This is a genomic window from Sanguibacter massiliensis (genome assembly GCF_900240335.1).
Taxonomy (GTDB): Bacteria; Actinomycetota; Actinomycetes; order Actinomycetales; family Cellulomonadaceae; genus Flavimobilis; species Flavimobilis massiliensis.
This window is the reverse complement of record NZ_LT964979.1, coordinates 1,944,579-1,962,839: the sequence shown is the minus strand read 5'-3', so window position 1 is coordinate 1,962,839 and position 18,261 is coordinate 1,944,579. Positions and strand designations below refer to the sequence as shown.

The following is an 18,261-nucleotide window of genomic DNA, read 5'->3' as shown; positions in this document are numbered from 1 at the left end:
CCCGCCCGCAGGCGGCGCCGCCCCCCCCCCGCCGCGACGGATTGACGGCTTCCACCCATCGAACGGGCGGGACGCGTCAATCCGTCGCGGCGGGGGGAGGTCGGCGCGCCTTGTGTCGGATGGGTCGGATGCCCGTTGCCGAGGTGTCGTCGCAGGTCAGTGGTGTTAGCGTCGGCCGGTTGCCGCCCGGCGACGTGCCCGACGTGACGTGGAGGACACGGATGAGGACGAGAGCGATGATCGTGACGGCGGCTGCGGCCGTCGTCCTGCTGGCAGGTTGCGGCGAGGGGACGACGCCGACGACGGACGGCGCCCCGTCGTCGGGGAGCACGTCCGGCGCGACCGACGCACCCGGCACGGCCAGCGCGTCCGGGACGCCGAGCAGCCCCGCGCCTGAGGGCGCAAGCCCAAACGCGCCCGCGGCCGCCCGCGAGGTCCCTGCCGAGTGCGCGGCGCTCCCGCTCGCCGGCGGCGGGACGTACACGGGCAAGGCCCTCGGCGCGTGCGTCGCCACGACCCTGCCGAGCTACGGCTCGGGGCGAATGCGCATGTTCGGCGACGACCTCGACGGCACCGTCGCGTTCACGTACACGCCGGAGTACGCGTTCGAGGTCGTCGGGAAGAACGGTCCCGAGAGCATCCGCATGACGTACAACGACGGCACGATCTGGGTCGACCAGGGTGACGGACCCGTCCGCGGCGACGTGAAGTCCGACAAGCAGGAGGAGATGCTCGCCGGCCTCGTCGCCGAGATGTACCGCGTCTACTCGGACCCGGCGATGTACGCGGACCTCGTGCAGTCGTCGAAGGCCTGGACCGCCGACAGCGGAACGAAGGCCGTCGAGCTGCCCGACGGCTCGTCCGTCGACGCGTTCCGGATCGTCAGCGACAAGCCGTTCACGTGGAACGAGGTGCCGATCGACGAGTACGTCGTCGAGTTCGGTGCGGACTGGGTGCCGGTGAGCGCGGCGGCGACGATGTCGGTCATGGGGCAGCGGTCGACGATCACGCAGCTCTTCTACGACCTCGGCGCAGACATCACGATCACTCCGCTCGGCTAACACCCCCTCGACGCGACGAGTCCCGCGTGCGTGGGGTTGGATGGAGGGATGGAGATCTCCGTCGTCCACGATCCTGACCTCGGGCGCTTCGACGCGCTCTCCCCCGACGGGGAGCGTGTCGGCGACGTCACCTACCGCCGCGACGGCGACGTGTGGGACCTCGACGGCACGCACGTCCCGCCCGAGCTCGGTGGTCGCGGCATCGCCACGGCGATGCTCCGCGACGTCCTCGCGCAGATCCGTGCGGTCGGCGGCAGCGTCCGCCCGACGTGCCCGTTCGTCGTGGCGTACCTCGACCGGCACCCGGACGAGGCGACGCGCGTGTGAAGCCGCCCGAGGGCATCGACTTCGACGAAGGGGTCGGGCGCTTCTTCGCGCTCCCCACAGCGGACCCAGCCGAGGTCGCGGTGCTCCGCGCCCTCCTGCGCGCAGGCGCGCGCGAACGTCGTCGAGGAGATGCGTCCCGCCTACCGGGTGCGCGACGGGCGCCGGTGGCCGGTGCTGAGGTTGCCGTAGGGGCGTGTCCCGAGAAGCTCGCCCGGGTGTGTGCACGCGACCCGTCTCACACCTGCCGTGCTGCGCGCAGCGCTCGGCCGTGGTCGGCCACGGCCTGCTGACGACCTGGGGCCGGACGCTGGCGGAGGTGCTCGGAGCGCTGTCGCCCTGGCATGCGGCCGTGACGTGGAGACGGCCCGGCTCGCCGCCACGCTCGCCCTGCGGCCGTCCATGGCCTCCGCAGTGCGACCCAGTTGTGCGACTTCGCCGATGTGCGCGGCTGCGCGCCCAGGTCGTGGGATGAACCAGGGAGATCTTCGGACGTGCGACTACTCTCGCCTCTGTCCATTCTGCCAACAATGCAGATGACTGACACTGAAGGGTTGATCCTCCGCATGAGAACTGCACGCACCTGGTCGCTCCCGTTTGCCTCGATCGCGCTCGTCGCTGCGCTCGCCGCGTGCTCGAGCACCGCAGGCGGTGGATCGCCCACGACGACGCCGCCGCCCGTGAGCACGTCGACGGCACCGGCGCCTGACGAGACCGAGACCACGCCTGAGGCGGACGAGACCACGGTGTCGCAGCCGCCGGCCGCTGCTGGCGACCTCGTGACAGCAGACTTCGCGCGACCCGTGACGTCGCCGGGAGAGAAGATCGCGACGATCGAGGGTCAGGGCGTCACGGTCGACGTGTACCAGGTGGGTGTGGAGAAGGCGACGAAGGACGGGCTCTTCGCCGATCCTGACACCAACAAGCCGATCATCGCGGAGGGGGACGACATCGTCTTCGTCAACTATGTCGTGACGAACACTGGCGACGCAGAGATCCTGCTCTCCAACCTTCTCGTCCAGGTCCGAGCAGAGTACGCGGACTGGCCCTACCTCGGCGGCATGGACACGATCACCGACCGTGACCTCTTCGAGAAGCTCAAGGTCAACGACGAGGCGTACCTCATCGGTGGCCCCGAGGCCCCGTACCGGTGGAAGCCCGGGACGTCGTTCTCGTACGGCGAGAACTTCAAGTACCAGAAGGGCAGCGAGATTACCTTCACGATGGAACTCACACCGTCGACCAGCGACGGCGAGCTCGATCACGACAACGCCTTCGAGGACGTCACGGCGACGACCTCGATCAAGTAGTCCACGCAACGAGGGAGGGGCCCGCGACATCTGTCGCGGGCCCCTCGTCGTCGTGCGGGGTGGGGAGCCTCAGCCGAGCGCGTCCGCGACGACCTGCTTGGCCTCCTCCTGCACCTGCGTGAGGTGCTCGGCGGAGACGAAGGACTCGGCGTAGATCTTGTAGACGTTCTCCGTGCCCGACGGGCGCGCGGCGAACCACGCGTTCTCGGTGGTGACCTTGAGTCCGCCGATGGCCGCGCCGTTGCCGGGAGCGGCGGTGAGCTTCGCGGTGATCTCCTCGCCGGCGAGGTGCGTCGAGCGGACCTGCGAGGGGTCGAGTGCGGCGAGCGTCGCCTTCTCCTCGAGGGTTGCGGCGGCGTCGACGCGGGCGTACCAGCTCTCGCCGTAGGTCGCGACGAGCTCGGCGTGACGCTGCGAGGGGCTCTTGCCCGTGGTCGCCTGGATCTCGGAGGCGAGCAGCGCGAGGAGGAGGCCGTCCTTGTCGGTCGACCACACGGTGCCGTCCTTGCGGAGGAAGGACGCGCCGGCGGACTCCTCGCCGCCGAAGCCGACCTCGCCGGAGAGCAGGCCGGGCACGAACCACTTGAAGCCGACGGGCACCTCGAGGAGGCGTCGGCCGAGGCCGCCCGCGACGCGGTCGACGAGCGCGGAGCTCACGAGCGTCTTGCCGATCGCGGCGTCGGGACGCCAGCCGGGGCGCGCGCCGCCGTAGAGGTGGTCGATCGCGACGGCGAGGAAGTGGTTGGGGTTCATGAGGCCCGCGTCGGGCGTGACGATGCCGTGGCGGTCGGAGTCTGCGTCGTTGCCGGTCGCGATGTCGTACGGTGCGGCGCCGCCGGCGGCGGGACGCATCGTGTGGACGAGCGAGGCCATGGCGTTGGGGGAGGAGCAGTCCATGCGGATCTTGCCGTCCCAGTCGAGCGTCATGAACGCCCAGCGGGGGTCGACGGTCGGGTTGACGACGGTGAGGTCGAGCCCGTAGCGCTCGCCGATCGCGCCCCAGTACTCGACGGCGGCGCCGCCGAGGGGGTCCGCGCCGATGCGCACGCCCGCGGCGCGGATCGCGTCGAGGTCGAGCACGGAGCCGAGGTCGTCGACGTACGCGGTGAGGTAGTCGTGCTTGCGTGTCGTCGGCGCGGCGAGCGCGGCCTCGTAGGACACGCGACGGACTTGGCCGACGCCCTGCGCGAGGATCTCGTTGGCGCGCGCGGCGATGATCTTCGTCGCGTCGGAGTCGGCGGGGCCGCCATGCGGCGGGTTGTACTTGAAGCCGCCGTCGCGCGGGGGGTTGTGCGAGGGGGTGACGACGATGCCGTCGGCGAGGCCGGGGCCGTGCGTGCGGACGCCGTCCGCGGTCGTCGCGCCGTTGTGGAGGAGGATCGCGTGGGAGACGGCGGGGGTCGGGGTCCAGGAGTCGCGGGCGTCGATGCGGACCTCGACGTCGTTCGCGGCGAGGACCTCGAGCGCGGAGCGGAACGCGGGCTCGGACAACGCGTGCGTGTCGCGGCCGATGAAGAGGGGGCCGTCGGTGCCCTGGCTGCGGCGGTACTCGACGATCGCCTGGGTGGTCGCGACGATGTGCGCTTCGTTGAAGGCGCCGTCGAGGCTCGAGCCGCGGTGGCCCGAGGTCCCGAAGACGACGCGCTGGGCGGGGTCGTCGAGGTCGGGCGCGCGGTCGTAGTACGCGGCGAGGAGGGCGTCGACATCGATGAGGTCGTCGGGCTGGGCGACGGTTCCGGCACGTGGATGCATGCTCTGATCCTGCCACTGCGACAGGGGTCACGTCGTGCCCCGTCCGCCCCTTGCGCAACCCGGTGCAACCGTTGCAGGGTCGTGGCGTCGGTACGCTGGTGCGCATGGCGAAGAACTCCTCCCCCGCGCTCGTGCTGCGCCCGTTCGAGAACCTCCCCGGCGAGGCCGACTGGGTCGCGCTCCGCGAGATCGTCCCGGCCGCGACCGCGACCGCCCGTACGACCGCCGAGCACGGTGCGCGCGACATCGTCGTGACGACGTCGCTGCCCGACGGCTGGCCCGCGCTGCACCGCACCGACGGCACCGTGCTGCTCGCGCTGCAGAACGTCCTCGGTGGCGGGGACCTCTCCCGGACGCTCGCGGCGAACCTCCTCGCGATCCTCGACTCCGAGCCGGGCACGTCGCTCACGCACGTCGAGACGCCCGCTGAGGACGGCCCGCGCCTCCAGGACGTCCTCGACGCGTCGGTGCCGTTCGCGGTGACGCTGCACGACGGTTTCGACTACTGGTTCGGTGCGGACCAGCCGATCGACGCCGACCTCCGCAAGGCGCTCGACGACGCGGCGGAGACGATCATCCCGACGGAGCAGCTTGCGGGCGTCGACTCGGCGTATCTCGCGACCTTCGGCAGGCGTCGTTACCTGCGCTGGTCGATGGCGGTCGACGAGGACCGTCTCGTCGACGGTGTCGCGCGTCTCCACGCGAAGCGTGAGTCGGCGCTTGGGACGTCGCGCTTCCTCGGCATCTTCCGTGCGTGCGGGATCGTCGTGCCGGTGTGGGACGTCGCCGACGGCGTGACGCTCGAGGAGCTCGAGCAGCTCGCGGAGGAGATGCGTCCGCGTCTCGAGGCTGCGATCGCGAGCACCGAGCCGCTCACCTCGGACGAGCGGCGTGCCCGCGCGGGCATCGTCGCGCGCCAGGTCTCGCTCCGCTGATCCCTCAATCGAGCTGATCGCTCTCTCGATCGACTCGTAGGTCTGGAGCCCCTTTCGACGGTGCTCCAGACCTACGAGTCGTGGGGTGGGAGTGACTCGTAGGTGTCTGGCACCTTTCGACGGTGCTCCAGACCTACGAGTCGGCTGGAGGGCCGGGTGTGGGGCGCCTCCGCGCCACGCCACCGATTTTGCGTTGTCTTGACGCTCGGGCCCGATTCTGCATCGGTTCGTGGTCTCCACTAGGCTGTGACTGTGGAAAGTGCGCGTGGCCCCCAGAGTGCCGACGACGTCCGCGGACAGGGTGACGACGGCGTCACCGAGCCGAGCGGACGGCCTCCTGCGCGCGAGCTCACCGATCTTCCCGTGGCCCGGACCCCTCGTCCCGAGGGTGGCACCGCCCGCGGCCGCCAGCGGGTCGCCGTCGTCATCCCGGCGAAGGACGAGGCGCGGCGCATCGCGGCGACTGTCCGCGCTGCGCGCGCCATCCCGTATGTCGACATGGTCCTCGTCGTCGACGACGGCTCGGTCGACGACACCCAGCACGTCGCGCGCGAGGCCGGCGCCGTCGTCGTCCGTCACCCGCACAACCGCGGCAAGGCCGCGGCCATGGAGACGGGCGCGAGCGTCGTCGCGATGCGGGACGCCGCCGACCGTCCCGCGAGGCTCCTGCTGTTCCTCGACGCCGACCTCGGCGAGACCGCCGTCAACACCGCGCCGCTCATCGCACCGGTCCTCAAGGGTGCCGCGGACATGTCGATCGCGCTCCTGCCGCCGCAGCCCGGCGCGGGCGGCCGCGGCATCGTCGTCGGCGCGGCGCGACGTGCCATCGCGAGCCTCACCGGGTGGACCCCGACGCAGCCGCTCTCGGGCCAGCGCTGCCTCACGCGTGAGGCGTTCGAGGCCGCGACGCCGCTCGCACACGGCTGGGGAGTCGAGACCGGCATGACGATCGACCTTGTCCGGCAGGGGTACGTTGCCGTCGAGGTCCCGTGCGACCTGCGGCACCGCGCGTCCGCGAAGGACCTCAAGGGCAGCCTCCACCGTGCGGCGCAGTACCGGGACGTGCTGCTCGCGGTCAATGCGCGAAAGGTGAAGTCCGCCTTCCGCCGCACCCCGCGAGGCTGACGCGCAGCTGTCCCGCCGCGACTCGTAGGTCTGGAGCACCGTTCGATGGTGCTGGGGACCTACGAGTCGCGGGGGTCCGCGCCGCTACGCAGCCGGCTCGACACGACGTAGCTGCGCAGTCCACTCGGCGAGGACGAGCGGGATGACGAGCGCGAGCCCGACGAGTGGCACGAGGATCCCGGAGTCGTTGACGGCGAACCCGAGGGCGAGCGTCGTGCACGCGCCTGCGAGGGCAGCGCCGACGAGCGGCTGGGCCGCGACGGTCTCGCGCACGGGTTCGACAGGAAGGACGCGCCACCGCAAGCCGGCCCACAGGAGCAGTCCGCCGACGACGACGCCCGCGATCGCTGCGGGCGACGAGACGATCCCCCCGACGTTCTGCGACAGCTTGCGTGCGACGACGTCGAGACCCTCGCCGTCGAGCACCTGCTGGACGAACGCGCCGAGGTGCGTGCGGGCGGCCTCGGGCCGCAGCCAGTCCGCGATCGCGAACGCCGCGACGACGACCGCCCCGGCGCCGAGCACACCGAGCACGCGCTGCCACGTGAGCCGCACGCCGGCGACGAGCAGCGCGGTCACCGCGATGCCCGGGACGAGCGCGGGGGGCCCGCCGAAGTCGGCACCGAGCGACGGCAGTCCGTCGACGATGACGATGACGAGCCCGGTCGCGATGACGATGAGCGCGCCGAGCCGCCGTCGCCCGCGTGCGACGAGCGGGGAGGCGAGGGCGACGCCGACGAACGGCGTCGCCGCGCCGAGCAGCGCGAAGCTCGTGTTGTTGACGCCGTAAAAGCGCCCCGCGACGAGGGCTTGCGTGCCGATGACGCCGTTGAGCTGGAGGCGCGAACCGGCGAGGACGTCCGCGACGAGCACGAGCACGGTGAGCCCCGCGACGAGCCCGACGCCGCCGAGCGTCGTCCGGGCGACCGGCCGTGCGAGTGCCAGCCCCGCGGTGACGGCGGCGAGGGTGACGACGATGCCGACGAGCGTCACCCAGGGGATCTGGGTGCGCCACCACGGGACGAGGCCCGCGAGTGTCGCGGCGAGCGGGACGGCCGCGCCGACGAGGGCCGCGACGTGGACGGCCCGCGTCGTGCGCGACTGCCCGTGGGTCGCGCGCCTGCGGACGACGAGACCGGCGACGAGGACGGGTGTGACGATGAGGAGCGCATAGCCGACGTAGTGCGGGCTCACGAGCGCGCGGACGGCCACGGTGCGCACGGAGTCGTCCCGTGCCGCGGCGATCGCGTCGGGTGCCGAGCGATCTGTGTCGGAACCGGTGACGACGGCGCCGGTCGTGCGGACGCCACCGTCGGCGCCTGCGGCGGCGAGGAGCGTGCGCGCCCAGTCCGCGGTGATGACGTAGCCCGGCTGACGGGTCGACGCGCTCGTGAGCGCGGACCCGGGCGTGGGTGAGCCGACCCCGGGCCCGGAGGCGGCGCCGACCTGGAGTCGTGGGGCGGCGAAGGCGTCGGCGACGGACGCGACGAGGAGGGTCGTCGGCGCCGACGCGTCGAGGGCGTCGCGTACGACGGCTGCGGCCTGCTCGACGAGCGCGAGGGACGGGGCGCGCTCTGCCGCGGTCGTCCCGCGGACGGCGCCGAGGTCGACGACGACGACGTCGGCGTGCGCGAGGGCGTCGGCCGTCGCGGCCGAGAGCGCGGCGGCGTCGGCCGGGTCGACGGGGGCGTACGTGCCGGTGACGCGACCGTCGGTCGCGGCGAGCGCGATCGCGGCGCCCGGGCCGAGCGCGGCCGTCGTCCGCCCGGCGGAGGTGAGCGCGTCCCCGACCGTGCCGGGCACGGCCCCGTAGGAGCCGCGGGCGTCGACCGACGTGAAGACGTCCCACGCGGGGATGCGGCCGTCGGCACCAGGGTCGGTGAGGGCACGGCAGTCGCCGAAGGGCAGGAGGTCGACGCCCGACGAGCCGCGCAGGTCGACGTCGACGGCGCGGGTCGCGGCCGAGAGGGAGAGCCAGCCGTCGGCGGGGCACGTCGAGGTGCGGAGCGACCGGACCGAGGTCGAGCCGAGGGCGCCCCGGGTCGTGAGGTCGTGGAGCGCGGGCGTCGTCGCCGGGTCGACGTCCTCCCACTGCAGGCCCGTCGTGCCGACGAGGACGATGTCCGGGCCGGGCCTCTCGGCCGCTGCCACCGCCGACGCGGGGGCGACCACGACGAGGGCCACGGCAAGGACGCTGAGGAGGAGGGCACGCACGGACCTCAGCCTACGGGCGGTCCGCGGCGTGGACGCGGGGTTCGCGTGGACGTCCCGTGCGGGACGCGCGGTGGGTCGTACGGGTCAGAGAGTGATCGTGCGGGGGACGCGCACGACGAGCGCGCCCGGGTCGACGCGGCATTCGATCGCGGTCGCGATGCCGACCGTGTCACCGTCGACCTGGGCCTGGGCGCCGCCCGGAACGCGGATCTCGACGTGCTTGGCCTGGGTGTGGTCGATGCGGCCGATCTTCGTCGTGGTGAGAGGCTGAACGCCGAGGCCCTGCATGACGACTTCGCCGAAGAGCTGCGCCCAACCGGCGACGCCGCCACGGGTGTCGATCGCGGCGATGTCGAGGATGCCGTCGTCGACGAGGGCGCCGGGCAGGAGCGTGATGCCGCCGGGTAGGCGGCCGCAGTTGCCGACGAGCAGGGTGCGGAGCTTCATCGACGCGCGGCGGCTCTCGTCGAGCGCGACGTGCGCCTCGAGACGACGTCCGTGGAGGTGCCGGATCCCGCCGAGGAAGTAGGCGATCCAGCCGACCTTCGCCTTGAGTGTCGTGTCGGTGTCGGCGATCATCGCGGCGTCGAAGCCGATGCCCGCGATGACGAGGAAGATGTGGTCGGTGCCGACCTCGGCGGCGTCGTCTCCGGACGGGGCGTCGGTGACGCGGAGCCACGCGACGTCGATCGGCCGGTCGCGGCCCTCGAGCGCGATCTCGAGCGACCTGGCGAGGTCGGTCACGGGGATGTCGAGGTTGCGGGCGAGGAGGTTGCCGGTGCCGACGGGGAGGAGGCCCATGGGGGTTCCGGTCCCCTGGAGGGCCGTCGCGACGGCACGCACCGTGCCGTCGCCCCCGGCGGCGACGACGACCTCGGCGCCCGCCTCGAGCGCGGCGCGCGCCTGGCCCGTGCCGGGGTCGTCGACGGTCGTCTCGAGCCACAGGGGCTCGAGGCCGAGCCCGCGGCACGCCCTCTCGACGGGGTCGCGCAGGGCGGCGACGTCAGGTTTCGACGGGTTGGCGACGAACGCGACGAGACGCCGCTCGGCCTCGGGTGTCGGGGTGGGTCCAGCGGGGTGCGGGGCGCGGACGAGGTGACGTGCACGCCAGGTGAGGAACGACAGGACGAACGCGCCGGCCGCGAGGGCTACCGCGAGCACGATCCAGAAGATCTCCCAGCCCGACATCGTCTCCATGCAGCGACGATAGCGCTGCGAGCGCGCCGGGGCCCCCCGCGGCAGACCGGTATCCTCGGGGGGTGATCGATCTCAAGCTCCTGCGCGACCAGCCCGACGTCGTGCGTGCCTCCCAGGTGGCGCGCGGCGACGACCCCACCCTCGTCGACGCGGTGCTCGACGCCGACGCGCTGCGCCGCTCGTCGCTCGCCGAGTTCGAGCAGCTGCGCGCCGAGCAGAAGGCGCACGGCAAGAAGGTCGCGCAGGCGTCCTCGCCCGAGGAGCGCGCCGAGCTGCTGCGCCACACGAAGGAGCTCGCGGAGAACGTCAAGGCCCGCGAAGCCGAGGCGGGCGCCGCGTCGGCCCGGCTCGACGAGTTGCTCCTGCAGATCTCCAACGTTGTCCTCGACGGTGTCCCGGCAGGCGGTGAGGACGACTTCGTCGTCGTCAAGGAGGTCGGCACGCCCCGCGACTTCGCCGCGGAGGGCTTCGAGCCGCGCGACCACCTCGAGCTCGGCGAGATGCTCCGCGCGATCGACACCGAGCGCGGTGCAAAGGTCTCGGGATCGCGCTTCTACTACCTCACGGGCATCGGCGCGCGCCTCGAGCTCGCGCTGCTCAACGCTGCGGTCGCGAAGGCGGTCGAGCACGGCTTCACGCCGATGATCACGCCGACGATCGTCAACCCGGAGATCATGCGGGGCACGGGCTTCCTGGGTGCGCACGCGGACGAGATCTACTACCTCGGCGCGGACGACCAGTACCTCGTCGGGACGTCGGAGGTCGCGCTCGCGGGCTACCACGCGAACGAGGTCGTCGACCTTGCGGACGGTCCGCTGCGCTACGCCGGCTGGAGCGCGTGCTACCGCCGCGAGGCCGGCTCGTACGGCAAGGACACGCGCGGCATCATTCGCGTCCACCAGTTCCACAAGGTCGAGATGTTCTCGTACGCGCGCGTCGAGGACGCGGCGGCCGAGCACGCGCGCCTCCTCGCGATGGAGGAGGAGATGCTCGCGCTCGTCGAGCTTCCCTACCGGGTCATCGACACGGCGGCGGGCGACCTCGGCTCGTCGGCCGCGCGGAAGTTCGACTGCGAGGCGTGGCTGCCGACGCAGCAGCGTTTCCTCGAGCTCACGTCGACGTCGAACTGCACGACGTTCCAGGCCCGGCGTCTCGGTGTGCGGGAGCGCGTCGAGCGTGACGGCCGTTCGGAGATGCGTGCGGTCGCGACGCTTAACGGCACGCTCGCGACGACCCGCTGGATCGTCGCGATCCTCGAGAACCACCAGCTGCCCGACGGGTCGGTGCGGGTGCCCGAGGGGCTGCGGCCGTACCTCGGTGGACTCGAGGTGCTCAGCCCGGCGGGCGCGTGACGTTCCCGGGTTCCGCGCCGCGGCTGCGCTCGGCGTCGGACTACGAGCGCTTCGGCGAGCCGCTCGACCTGCCCCTGCTCGGTGAGGGTGAGAGGTTCCTCGTCGCCCTCGACGTCGACGGCACGATCATGTCGGAGGACGGGTTCGTGTCGCCCGAGCTTAAGCGGGCGGTTGCGCTGCTGCGCGGGGACGGGCACCACGTCGTGCTCGCGACGGGGCGCCCGCTCGTGGCGCTGCTGCCGGTCGCGGCGGAACTCGGGCTCGTGGGGACGCCGCTCGTCGCTGCGAACGGCTCGGCGACGGCGGTGCTGCGCGAGGACGGGTCGTTCCGGCTCACGGACGCGGTGACGTTCCGTCCGGAGCGGGCGCTCGACGTGCTGCTCGCGCGGATGCCGTCGACGTTCTTCGCGGTCGAGGAGGTCGGGGTCGGCTACTGGGTTGGCGCGGACTTCCCCGAGGGGACGATCATGGGCCGGCAGAAGGTTGTCGACCTCGCCGCGCTCGAGGGCGTCGAGACGACGCGGATCTGTGCCGTGCATGCGGCCGCACACGACCCGCGGCTCGACGCCGAGCTCGCGCTCCTAGGGCTGGACATCGTCCACTTCACGATCGCGGGGACGCAGTGGCTCGACGTGGCGCCGCACGGTGTGACGAAGGCGTCGGCGCTCGAGGACCTGCGCGTGCGGCTCGGGGTGCGGGGGGACGCGACGGTTGCGGTGGGTGACGGCGGCAACGACGTCGAGATGCTCGGCTGGGCGGCGCAGGGCGTCGCGATGGGGCATGCGGGGGCCGAAGTCATCGCGGCCGCGGACCGTGTCACCGGTCCCATCACGGACGACGGTGCGGTGCCGGTGCTCCACGACGTCTTGGCGGCGGGCCGGGACTGAGGCGTGGCCGGGTCGCGCAACCCGGAGGGCAGGGTGGACACTTCACGCATGGCGCACGGCATCGAGGACGTGGCGCGGGAGGCTGGGGTGTCGACCGCGACGGTGTCGCGCGCGCTGCGTGGCATGCCGAACGTCTCGGAGGCGACGCGTGCGCGCGTCGAGGTTGCAGCGCGGCGGCTCGGCTACCGCGCGTCGCCGTCGGCGGCGGCGCTCGCGACGGGGCGGACGCGCACGATCGGTGTGCTAACGCCGTGGATCAACCGTTGGTACTTCTCGAACGTCATCGAGGGTGCGGAGCGTCGGCTGCGTGCTGCGGGTTACGACGCGCTGCTGTACTCGTTCGCGGTATCGGAGCAGGGCAGGACGCCGCGCGTGGATCCGGAGGTGCTGCGACGGCGGGTCGACGGGATCCTCGTCGTGGGTCTGCCGCTCGAGCCTGCGGAAGTGGCGGCGCTCGAGGCGCTCGGCGTGCCGATCGTCTTCGTCGGCACGGGGCGGGGCGACCATCCCGTCGTGGGGATCGACGACGTGGGGCTCGCGCGGGCGGCGACGCACTATCTCATCGGGCTGGGCCACCGGCGGATCGGGCACATCACGGGGACGCCCGACGATCTCAGGAGCTGGACGCCGCCGGTCGACCGGCGGCTCGGGTGGGCGAGCGCGCTGCGTGACGTCGGGATTGAGGTTGAGCCGACGTGGGAGGAGTTCGGCTTCTTCGACATCGAGGGCGGCACCGCGTCGACGCACCGGTTGCTCGACCGGCACCCGGAGCTCACGGCAATCTTCGTCGCGTCGGACGAGATGGCGATGGGGGCGCTGCTCGCGGCGCGGGAGCGGGGGCTGCGGGTCCCGGAGGACGTGTCGATCGTCGGGGTCGACGGTCATGACATCTCGGAGCTCGTGGGGCTCACGACGATGGCGCAGCCGGTCGAGGCGCAGGGGGCGGCGGCGGCGGGCATCATGCTCGGTCTCATCGGGGCGGAGCCGCGGCGGGTGGAGGACGTGCAGGGTGCGGTGGCGTTCCCGACGACGCTCGTCGTGCGGCGGACGACGGCGGCGCCGCGGGACTGACCGGGTCGCACGGCCTGCGCGTTTGCGGTCGCTTGTTGCGCAATCGTTACAGCTTTGTGGCCGCTCCCCAGTTGCGTACGTTACATGTAAGCGCTTGCATGGAGCGAGGGCAGCGCTCCCACGACGGTGGCGCTGCTGGAGCTGACACACCCCTTCATGGAGGAGACTCAACGATGAGCACGAGGAAGTCCACGATCGCCGCCTCGGCGATCGCCGCAAGCCTTCTGCTGGCGCTCGGCGCCTGCGCCCCCGACCCCGCGGACTCCAACGGCACGACGGGCACGGGCGGCAGCGCCGCCCCGACCGGCGACGTCAAGGCCGGGTGCGAGGACTACGCCGTCTACGGCAACCTGTCCGGCAAGACGGTCTCGGTCTACACGTCGATCGTCGAGGTCGAGCAGGCGGACCAGGAGGAGTCGTACGACAAGTTCGAGGAGTGCACCGGCGCGACCATCGAGTACGAGGGCTCGCGCGAGTTCGAGGCACAGCTGCCCATCCGCATCGAGGCCGGCAACGCCCCGGACATCGCCTACCTGCCCCAGCCGGGCCTCCTCCGCACGCTCGTCGAGCGCTTCCCGGACAAGGTCATCCCAGCCTCGGAGGGGACCGTCGCGAACGTCGACAAGTTCTTCTCCGCGTCCTGGAAGGAGTACGGCACCGTCGACGGCACGTTCTACGCCGCACCCCTCGGCGCGAACATGAAGTCCTTCGTCTGGTACAACCCGAGCGTCTTTAAGGACAAGGGCTACACCGTGCCGACGACGTGGGACGAGCTCCTCGCGCTCACCGACAAGATCACCGCAGACTTCTCCGGCACATCGACGAAGGCCTGGTGCGCCGGAATCGAGTCCGGCGACGCGACGGGCTGGCCTGCGACCGACTGGGTCGAGGACGTCATGCTCCGCACCGCGGGCGCCGAGGCCTACGACAAGTGGGTGAGCCACGAGATCCCGTTCAACGACCCGCAGGTCGTCGCGGCCCTTGACGCCGTCGGTGAGATCCTCAAGGACCCGGCACGCGTCAACGGTGGCTTCGGTGACGTCAAGACGATCGCGACGACGCCGTGGACCGACGGCGGCCTGCCCATCCTCGCCGAGGACGGCGAGACCCCCGAGTGCGTGCTGCACCGTGCGGCGAACTTCTACCAGAACAACTGGCCCGACGGCACGACCGTGGCGGAGGACGGCGACGTCTTCGCGTTCTACCTGCCGGGCAAGACGGCCGACGACAAGCCGGTCCTCGGCGGTGGCGAGTTCGTCGCCGCGTTCCGCGACGCGCCCGAGGTTGCGGCCTTCCAGGCGTTCCTCGCCTCCGACACCTGGGCCAACGCCAAGGCGAAGGCCACCGAGGGCGGCGGCTGGGTCTCGGCGAACTCGGGGCTCGACGTCAACAACCTCGCGACCGACTTCGACAAGCTCGCCGCGAGCGTCCTCGGAGACAAGAACTCGGTGATCCGCTTCGACGCCTCCGACCTCATGCCGGCCGAGGTCGGCGCGGGCTCCTTCTGGAAGGAGATGGTGAAGTTCTTCGCCGAGGGCAAGTCCTCCAAGGACGTCGCCGACGCGATCGAGGCCACCTGGCCGTGATGCAGGTCTGAGCGAGCTCCCGGGGCCGCGCCGTCCGTAGCGCGGCCCCGGGGTTCACGCCCCCAGGGATGGGCCCGTGCCACTCGGCGCGGGCCGTCCTGCAGCCCCGGTCAGTGAAGCCCGAGCAGGAGGCCCACAGTGAGTCCCTTCGAAGATCCCCAGTACTACTTCTCCTGGTTGTTCGGCGAGATCCGCAACTTCCTGCTCGTCGCCAACACGCCGGGGCAGAAGCTCGTCCTCATGCTCGTCGTCATCGTCCTGTTCGTCGCGGTCATGGGCCTTGTGCTGTGGCTCGTCGACCGTCCTCGACGCGCGAGGAACTGGCTCGTCGCCGGAGCCTTTGCCGGACCTGCGCTCCTGCTCGTCGGCTTCGGCCTGGTCTACCCGGCCGTCCAGACGGCCCGCGGCTCGCTCTATGACAAGAGCGGCACGACGTTCGTGGGGCTCGACAACTACGCCCGCGCGTTCGGCGAGGGCGACTTCCAGGTCGTGCTGAGGAACACCGTCGCCTGGGTGTTCCTCGTCCCCCTGCTCGCGACGCTCATCGGCCTCATCTATGCCGTCCTCGTCGACCGCACGCGCTTCGAGAAGTTCGCCAAGACGCTCGTCTTTCTCCCCATGGCCATCTCCATGGTCGGCGCGTCGGTCATCTGGAAGTTCGTCTACGAGCACCGGCCCGCGTCGGGCAAACAGATCGGCCTGCTCAACCAGGTGCTCGTCATGCTGGGGCTCGAGCCCCAGCAGTTCCTGCTCAACCAGCCCGTCAACACGTTCTTCCTCATCGCCGTCATGGTGTGGATCCAGGCAGGCTTCGCCATGACGATCCTCTCGGCGTCGATCAAGGCGATCCCCGACGACATCGTCGAGGCCGCCCGCCTCGATGGGCTCGGCGGGTTCGGGATGTTCCGGTACATCACCGTGCCGAGCATCCGACCAGCTCTCGTCGTCGTCCTCACGACGATCGCCATGGCGACGCTCAAGGTCTTCGACATCGTGCGGACGATGACCGCGGGCAACTACGGGACGTCGGTCATCGCGAACGAGTTCTACACGCAGAGCTTCAAGTTCAACGACAAGGGCATGGGAGCGGCTCTCGCCGTCATCCTCTTCATCCTCGTCATCCCGCTCGTCGTGTACAACGTCCGGCAGATGCGCAAGGTGGAGGAGATCCGATGAGCACCGTCAACCCCGGCCGCGAGACCGCCGAAGACGCCGCCGCGCGCCCCACGGAGGGTGCTGCCCTCGTCGAGACCGCGACCGAGACGCCACTCGCGCGCCGCGCACGCCGGGCGCGTCGCGGCCTGCAGAACCCGTGGGCGTCACTCGCAGCCGTCATCATCGCCGCGCTGTGGACCGTCCCGACCATCGGGCTCCTCGTGACGTCGTTCCGGCCCGAACGTGACATCACCCGCTCGGGGTGGTGGACCGCCCTCACGAACCCCAACTTCACGCTCGACAACTACGAGCAGGCGTTGTTTGGCGGCGGCAACAACCTCTCGACGTACTTCGTCAACTCGATCGTGATCACGCTGCCAGCCGTCGTCATCCCGATCTCGATCGCCCTGCTCGCGGCGTACGCGTTCGCGTGGATTCCCTTCAAGGGGCGCGACGTCCTCTTCGTCGCGATCTTCGCGCTGCAGATCGTGCCCATCCAGGTGACGCTCATCCCGCTGCTCACGCAGTACGTGAGCTGGGGGATCGGCCGTTCGTTCTGGCCTGTGTGGCTCTCACACACGATGTTCGCTCTGCCGCTCGCGATCTTCCTGCTCCACAACTTCATGAAGGAGATCCCGGCGTCGCTCGTCGAGGCTGCACGTGTCGACGGGGCCGGGCACGTGAAGATCTTCTTCCGCGTCCTGCTGCCGCTGCTCGTGCCAGCGATCGCGTCGTTCGCGATCTTCCAGTTCCTCTGGGTGTGGAACGACCTGCTCGTCTCGCTCACCTTCGCGGGCGGACGCGCGGCGGTCGCGCCGCTCACGGTGCGGCTCGCCGAGATGGTCGGGACACGCGGCAGCGACTGGTTCCTGCTCTCGGCGGGTGCGTTCATCGCGATGATCGTCCCGATGGTCGTTTTCCTCGCGCTCCAGCGGTACTTCGTCCGCGGTCTGCTCGCGGGCTCCGTCAAGGGGTGACGACGCGGCCCTGGGTCGGAACGGGACGCGTGCGCCCCGTTCTGACCCAGGGCGTGGTCTGGCCGCGTCGTCCGCCCCACCCCGGGAGGATCCCAGCCTGTGGGACGGTTTCCACGCGTCCGCGGGTGAAACCTGTCACCATCCGCGAGCAGCGGGGTGTCAGGGGACGAGGACAACCTTGCCGACGACCTCGCCTGACGCGAGGAGCGCGTGCGCCTCGTCGGCGCGCTCGAACGGCACGCGCGCGTGGACCCGCGGCCTCACGACACCGGCCTCGACGAGCGGCCACACCCGTTCACCGAGCGTGGCCATGATCGCTGTCTTCTCGTCGTCCGAGCGCGAGCGCAGCGTCGTTCCGGCGACAGTGCCGCGGCGCGCGAGCAGCTCGCCGAGGTCGAGCTCGCCGCGACGGCCCTTGAGCATGCCGATGACGACGAGCCTGCCGTCGCGTGCGAGGGCGCGCACGTTCCGACCGAGGTTTGCAGCCCCGACGACGTCGAGCACGACGTCTGCCCCACCGTGGCGGGCTGCGACGTCGACGAAGTCGTCGGACTCGCGGTCGACGACCGTGAGGACATCGTCGCCCGCGCCCTGCGACACCGCGTGCGCGACCGCGGGAGCGAGCAGCTCCCGCACGGCTGCGACCCGCGCGGCGCCGCGCGCCGTCGTCATGACGCGGCATCCGAGCACGAGCGCGAGCTGTGCCGCGAGCGAGCCGACTCCGCCCGACCCGCCGTGGACCAGCACCGTCTCCCCGGGTGTGAGGCGACCCACATCGACGAGCGACGACCACGCCGTGCAGAGGCCCTCGGGCAGGGCTGCCGCGTGCGGGTCGTCAAGACCCGCGGGCACGGGCCACGTGTGACCTGCGGGAACCGAGACGAGCTCGGCGTAGCCTCCGCCGGGCAGGAGCGCCGCGACCCTGTGGCCGACGCGCGGCCCACCGACACCCTCGGACACGGCGACGACCGTGCCCGCCACCTCGAGGCCGGGCCACGCGGGGGCCCCGGCGGGAGGCGGGTAAAGTCCCCGGACCTGGAGCGCGTCCGCAGGGTTGACCCCGGCGGCTCCGACACGCACGAGCACCTCACCTGGGCCGACGTCCGGAACCGGCGCCGAGGCGTCCGTTAGACGGGCAGGGGCTATCCCGTCACCGGGGTCGACCGCGATAATGCGCACGGCGTCGACTCTACTGTTGTCACAGCCGTCGCAGAACGGTTCTGCTCTTCTCCGTTAAGGTGGGCAGGCTGGATGCCGATGCCATTTAGCACGAAGAGCTGTGCCGGTCATGCCGACACACGCAGATCCCGGGGTT

The 18,261-nt window shown here is 71.4% G+C and carries 15 protein-coding genes; 11 read left to right on the top strand and 4 right to left on the bottom strand.

Annotated elements, in window-relative coordinates; all coding sequences use genetic code 11:
- Positions 1–221: 221 nt before the first annotated feature.
- The 3 genes from C1729_RS09145 to C1729_RS09135 all read left to right on the top strand — a co-directional run bounded on the left by C1729_RS09145 (position 222) and on the right by C1729_RS09135 (position 2,695).
- Positions 222–1,061: a hypothetical protein gene (locus C1729_RS09145; RefSeq protein WP_129590711.1), complete on the top strand. Its 840-nt coding sequence runs from the start codon at positions 222–224 to the stop codon at positions 1,059–1,061.
- Between the two features lie 48 nt (positions 1,062–1,109).
- Positions 1,110–1,388, top strand: a complete 279-nt coding sequence (locus tag C1729_RS09140) for a GNAT family N-acetyltransferase (RefSeq protein WP_102509662.1) — start codon at positions 1,110–1,112, stop codon at positions 1,386–1,388.
- A 533-nt stretch (positions 1,389–1,921) separates the two neighbouring features.
- Complete coding sequence (locus C1729_RS09135) at positions 1,922–2,695, top strand: hypothetical protein (RefSeq protein WP_242493775.1); 774 nt, start codon at positions 1,922–1,924, stop codon at positions 2,693–2,695.
- Between the two features lie 69 nt (positions 2,696–2,764).
- Here the strand turns inward: C1729_RS09135 and pgm are convergent, their stop codons facing one another.
- Complete coding sequence (pgm, locus tag C1729_RS09130; protein WP_102509660.1) at positions 2,765–4,447, bottom strand: phosphoglucomutase (alpha-D-glucose-1,6-bisphosphate-dependent); 1,683 nt, start codon at positions 4,445–4,447, stop codon at positions 2,765–2,767.
- Positions 4,448–4,551: 104 nt separating this feature from the next.
- On the opposite strand from pgm, the gene C1729_RS09125 reads away from it, so the two are divergent.
- A complete protein-coding gene (locus C1729_RS09125) occupies positions 4,552–5,382 on the top strand; it encodes a DUF5926 family protein (protein WP_102509659.1) in 831 nt (276 codons plus the stop codon).
- Positions 5,383–5,634: 252 nt separating this feature from the next.
- Entirely contained in the window at positions 5,635–6,507 is an 873-nt protein-coding gene (locus tag C1729_RS09120) for a glycosyltransferase family 2 protein (protein ID WP_207204592.1), read from the top strand.
- A gap of 84 nt (positions 6,508–6,591) precedes the next feature.
- Here the strand turns inward: C1729_RS09120 and C1729_RS09115 are convergent, their stop codons facing one another.
- Entirely contained in the window at positions 6,592–8,721 is a 2,130-nt protein-coding gene (locus C1729_RS09115) for a thioesterase domain-containing protein (protein ID WP_102509658.1), read from the bottom strand.
- Between the two features lie 84 nt (positions 8,722–8,805).
- Positions 8,806–9,918 carry a diacylglycerol/lipid kinase family protein gene (locus C1729_RS09110; RefSeq protein ID WP_242493774.1) on the bottom strand — a complete coding sequence of 371 codons (1,113 nt, stop codon included), beginning with the start codon at positions 9,916–9,918 and terminating at the stop codon, positions 8,806–8,808.
- A gap of 62 nt (positions 9,919–9,980) precedes the next feature.
- Here C1729_RS09110 and serS point away from each other — a divergent pair, with 62 nt between their 5' ends.
- From serS to C1729_RS09080, 6 genes are all read left to right on the top strand, one after another.
- A complete protein-coding gene (serS, locus tag C1729_RS09105; RefSeq protein ID WP_102509657.1) occupies positions 9,981–11,270 on the top strand; it encodes a serine--tRNA ligase in 1,290 nt (429 codons plus the stop codon).
- Entirely contained in the window at positions 11,267–12,157 is an 891-nt protein-coding gene (locus C1729_RS09100) for an HAD family hydrolase (protein WP_242493773.1), read from the top strand. The genes serS and C1729_RS09100 overlap by 4 nt, the downstream gene beginning before the upstream one ends.
- Before the next feature lie 48 nt (positions 12,158–12,205).
- Positions 12,206–13,228 carry a LacI family DNA-binding transcriptional regulator gene (locus C1729_RS09095; protein WP_102509656.1) on the top strand — a complete coding sequence of 341 codons (1,023 nt, stop codon included), beginning with the start codon at positions 12,206–12,208 and terminating at the stop codon, positions 13,226–13,228.
- A gap of 173 nt (positions 13,229–13,401) precedes the next feature.
- A complete protein-coding gene (locus C1729_RS09090) occupies positions 13,402–14,814 on the top strand; it encodes an ABC transporter substrate-binding protein (RefSeq protein WP_102509655.1) in 1,413 nt (470 codons plus the stop codon).
- Positions 14,815–15,054: 240 nt separating this feature from the next.
- Positions 15,055–15,990 (top strand): carbohydrate ABC transporter permease, encoded by a 936-nt coding sequence (locus tag C1729_RS09085; protein ID WP_102510612.1) that lies wholly within the window; start codon positions 15,055–15,057, stop codon positions 15,988–15,990.
- Positions 15,987–16,946 (top strand): carbohydrate ABC transporter permease, encoded by a 960-nt coding sequence (locus C1729_RS09080; protein ID WP_102509654.1) that lies wholly within the window; start codon positions 15,987–15,989, stop codon positions 16,944–16,946. Before C1729_RS09085 ends, C1729_RS09080 begins: the two co-directional genes overlap by 4 nt.
- A 159-nt stretch (positions 16,947–17,105) precedes the next feature.
- Here the strand turns inward: C1729_RS09080 and C1729_RS09075 are convergent, their stop codons facing one another.
- Positions 17,106–18,125, bottom strand: a complete 1,020-nt coding sequence (locus C1729_RS09075) for a zinc-binding dehydrogenase (RefSeq protein ID WP_277985810.1) — start codon at positions 18,123–18,125, stop codon at positions 17,106–17,108.
- Positions 18,126–18,261: the final 136 nt, after the last annotated feature.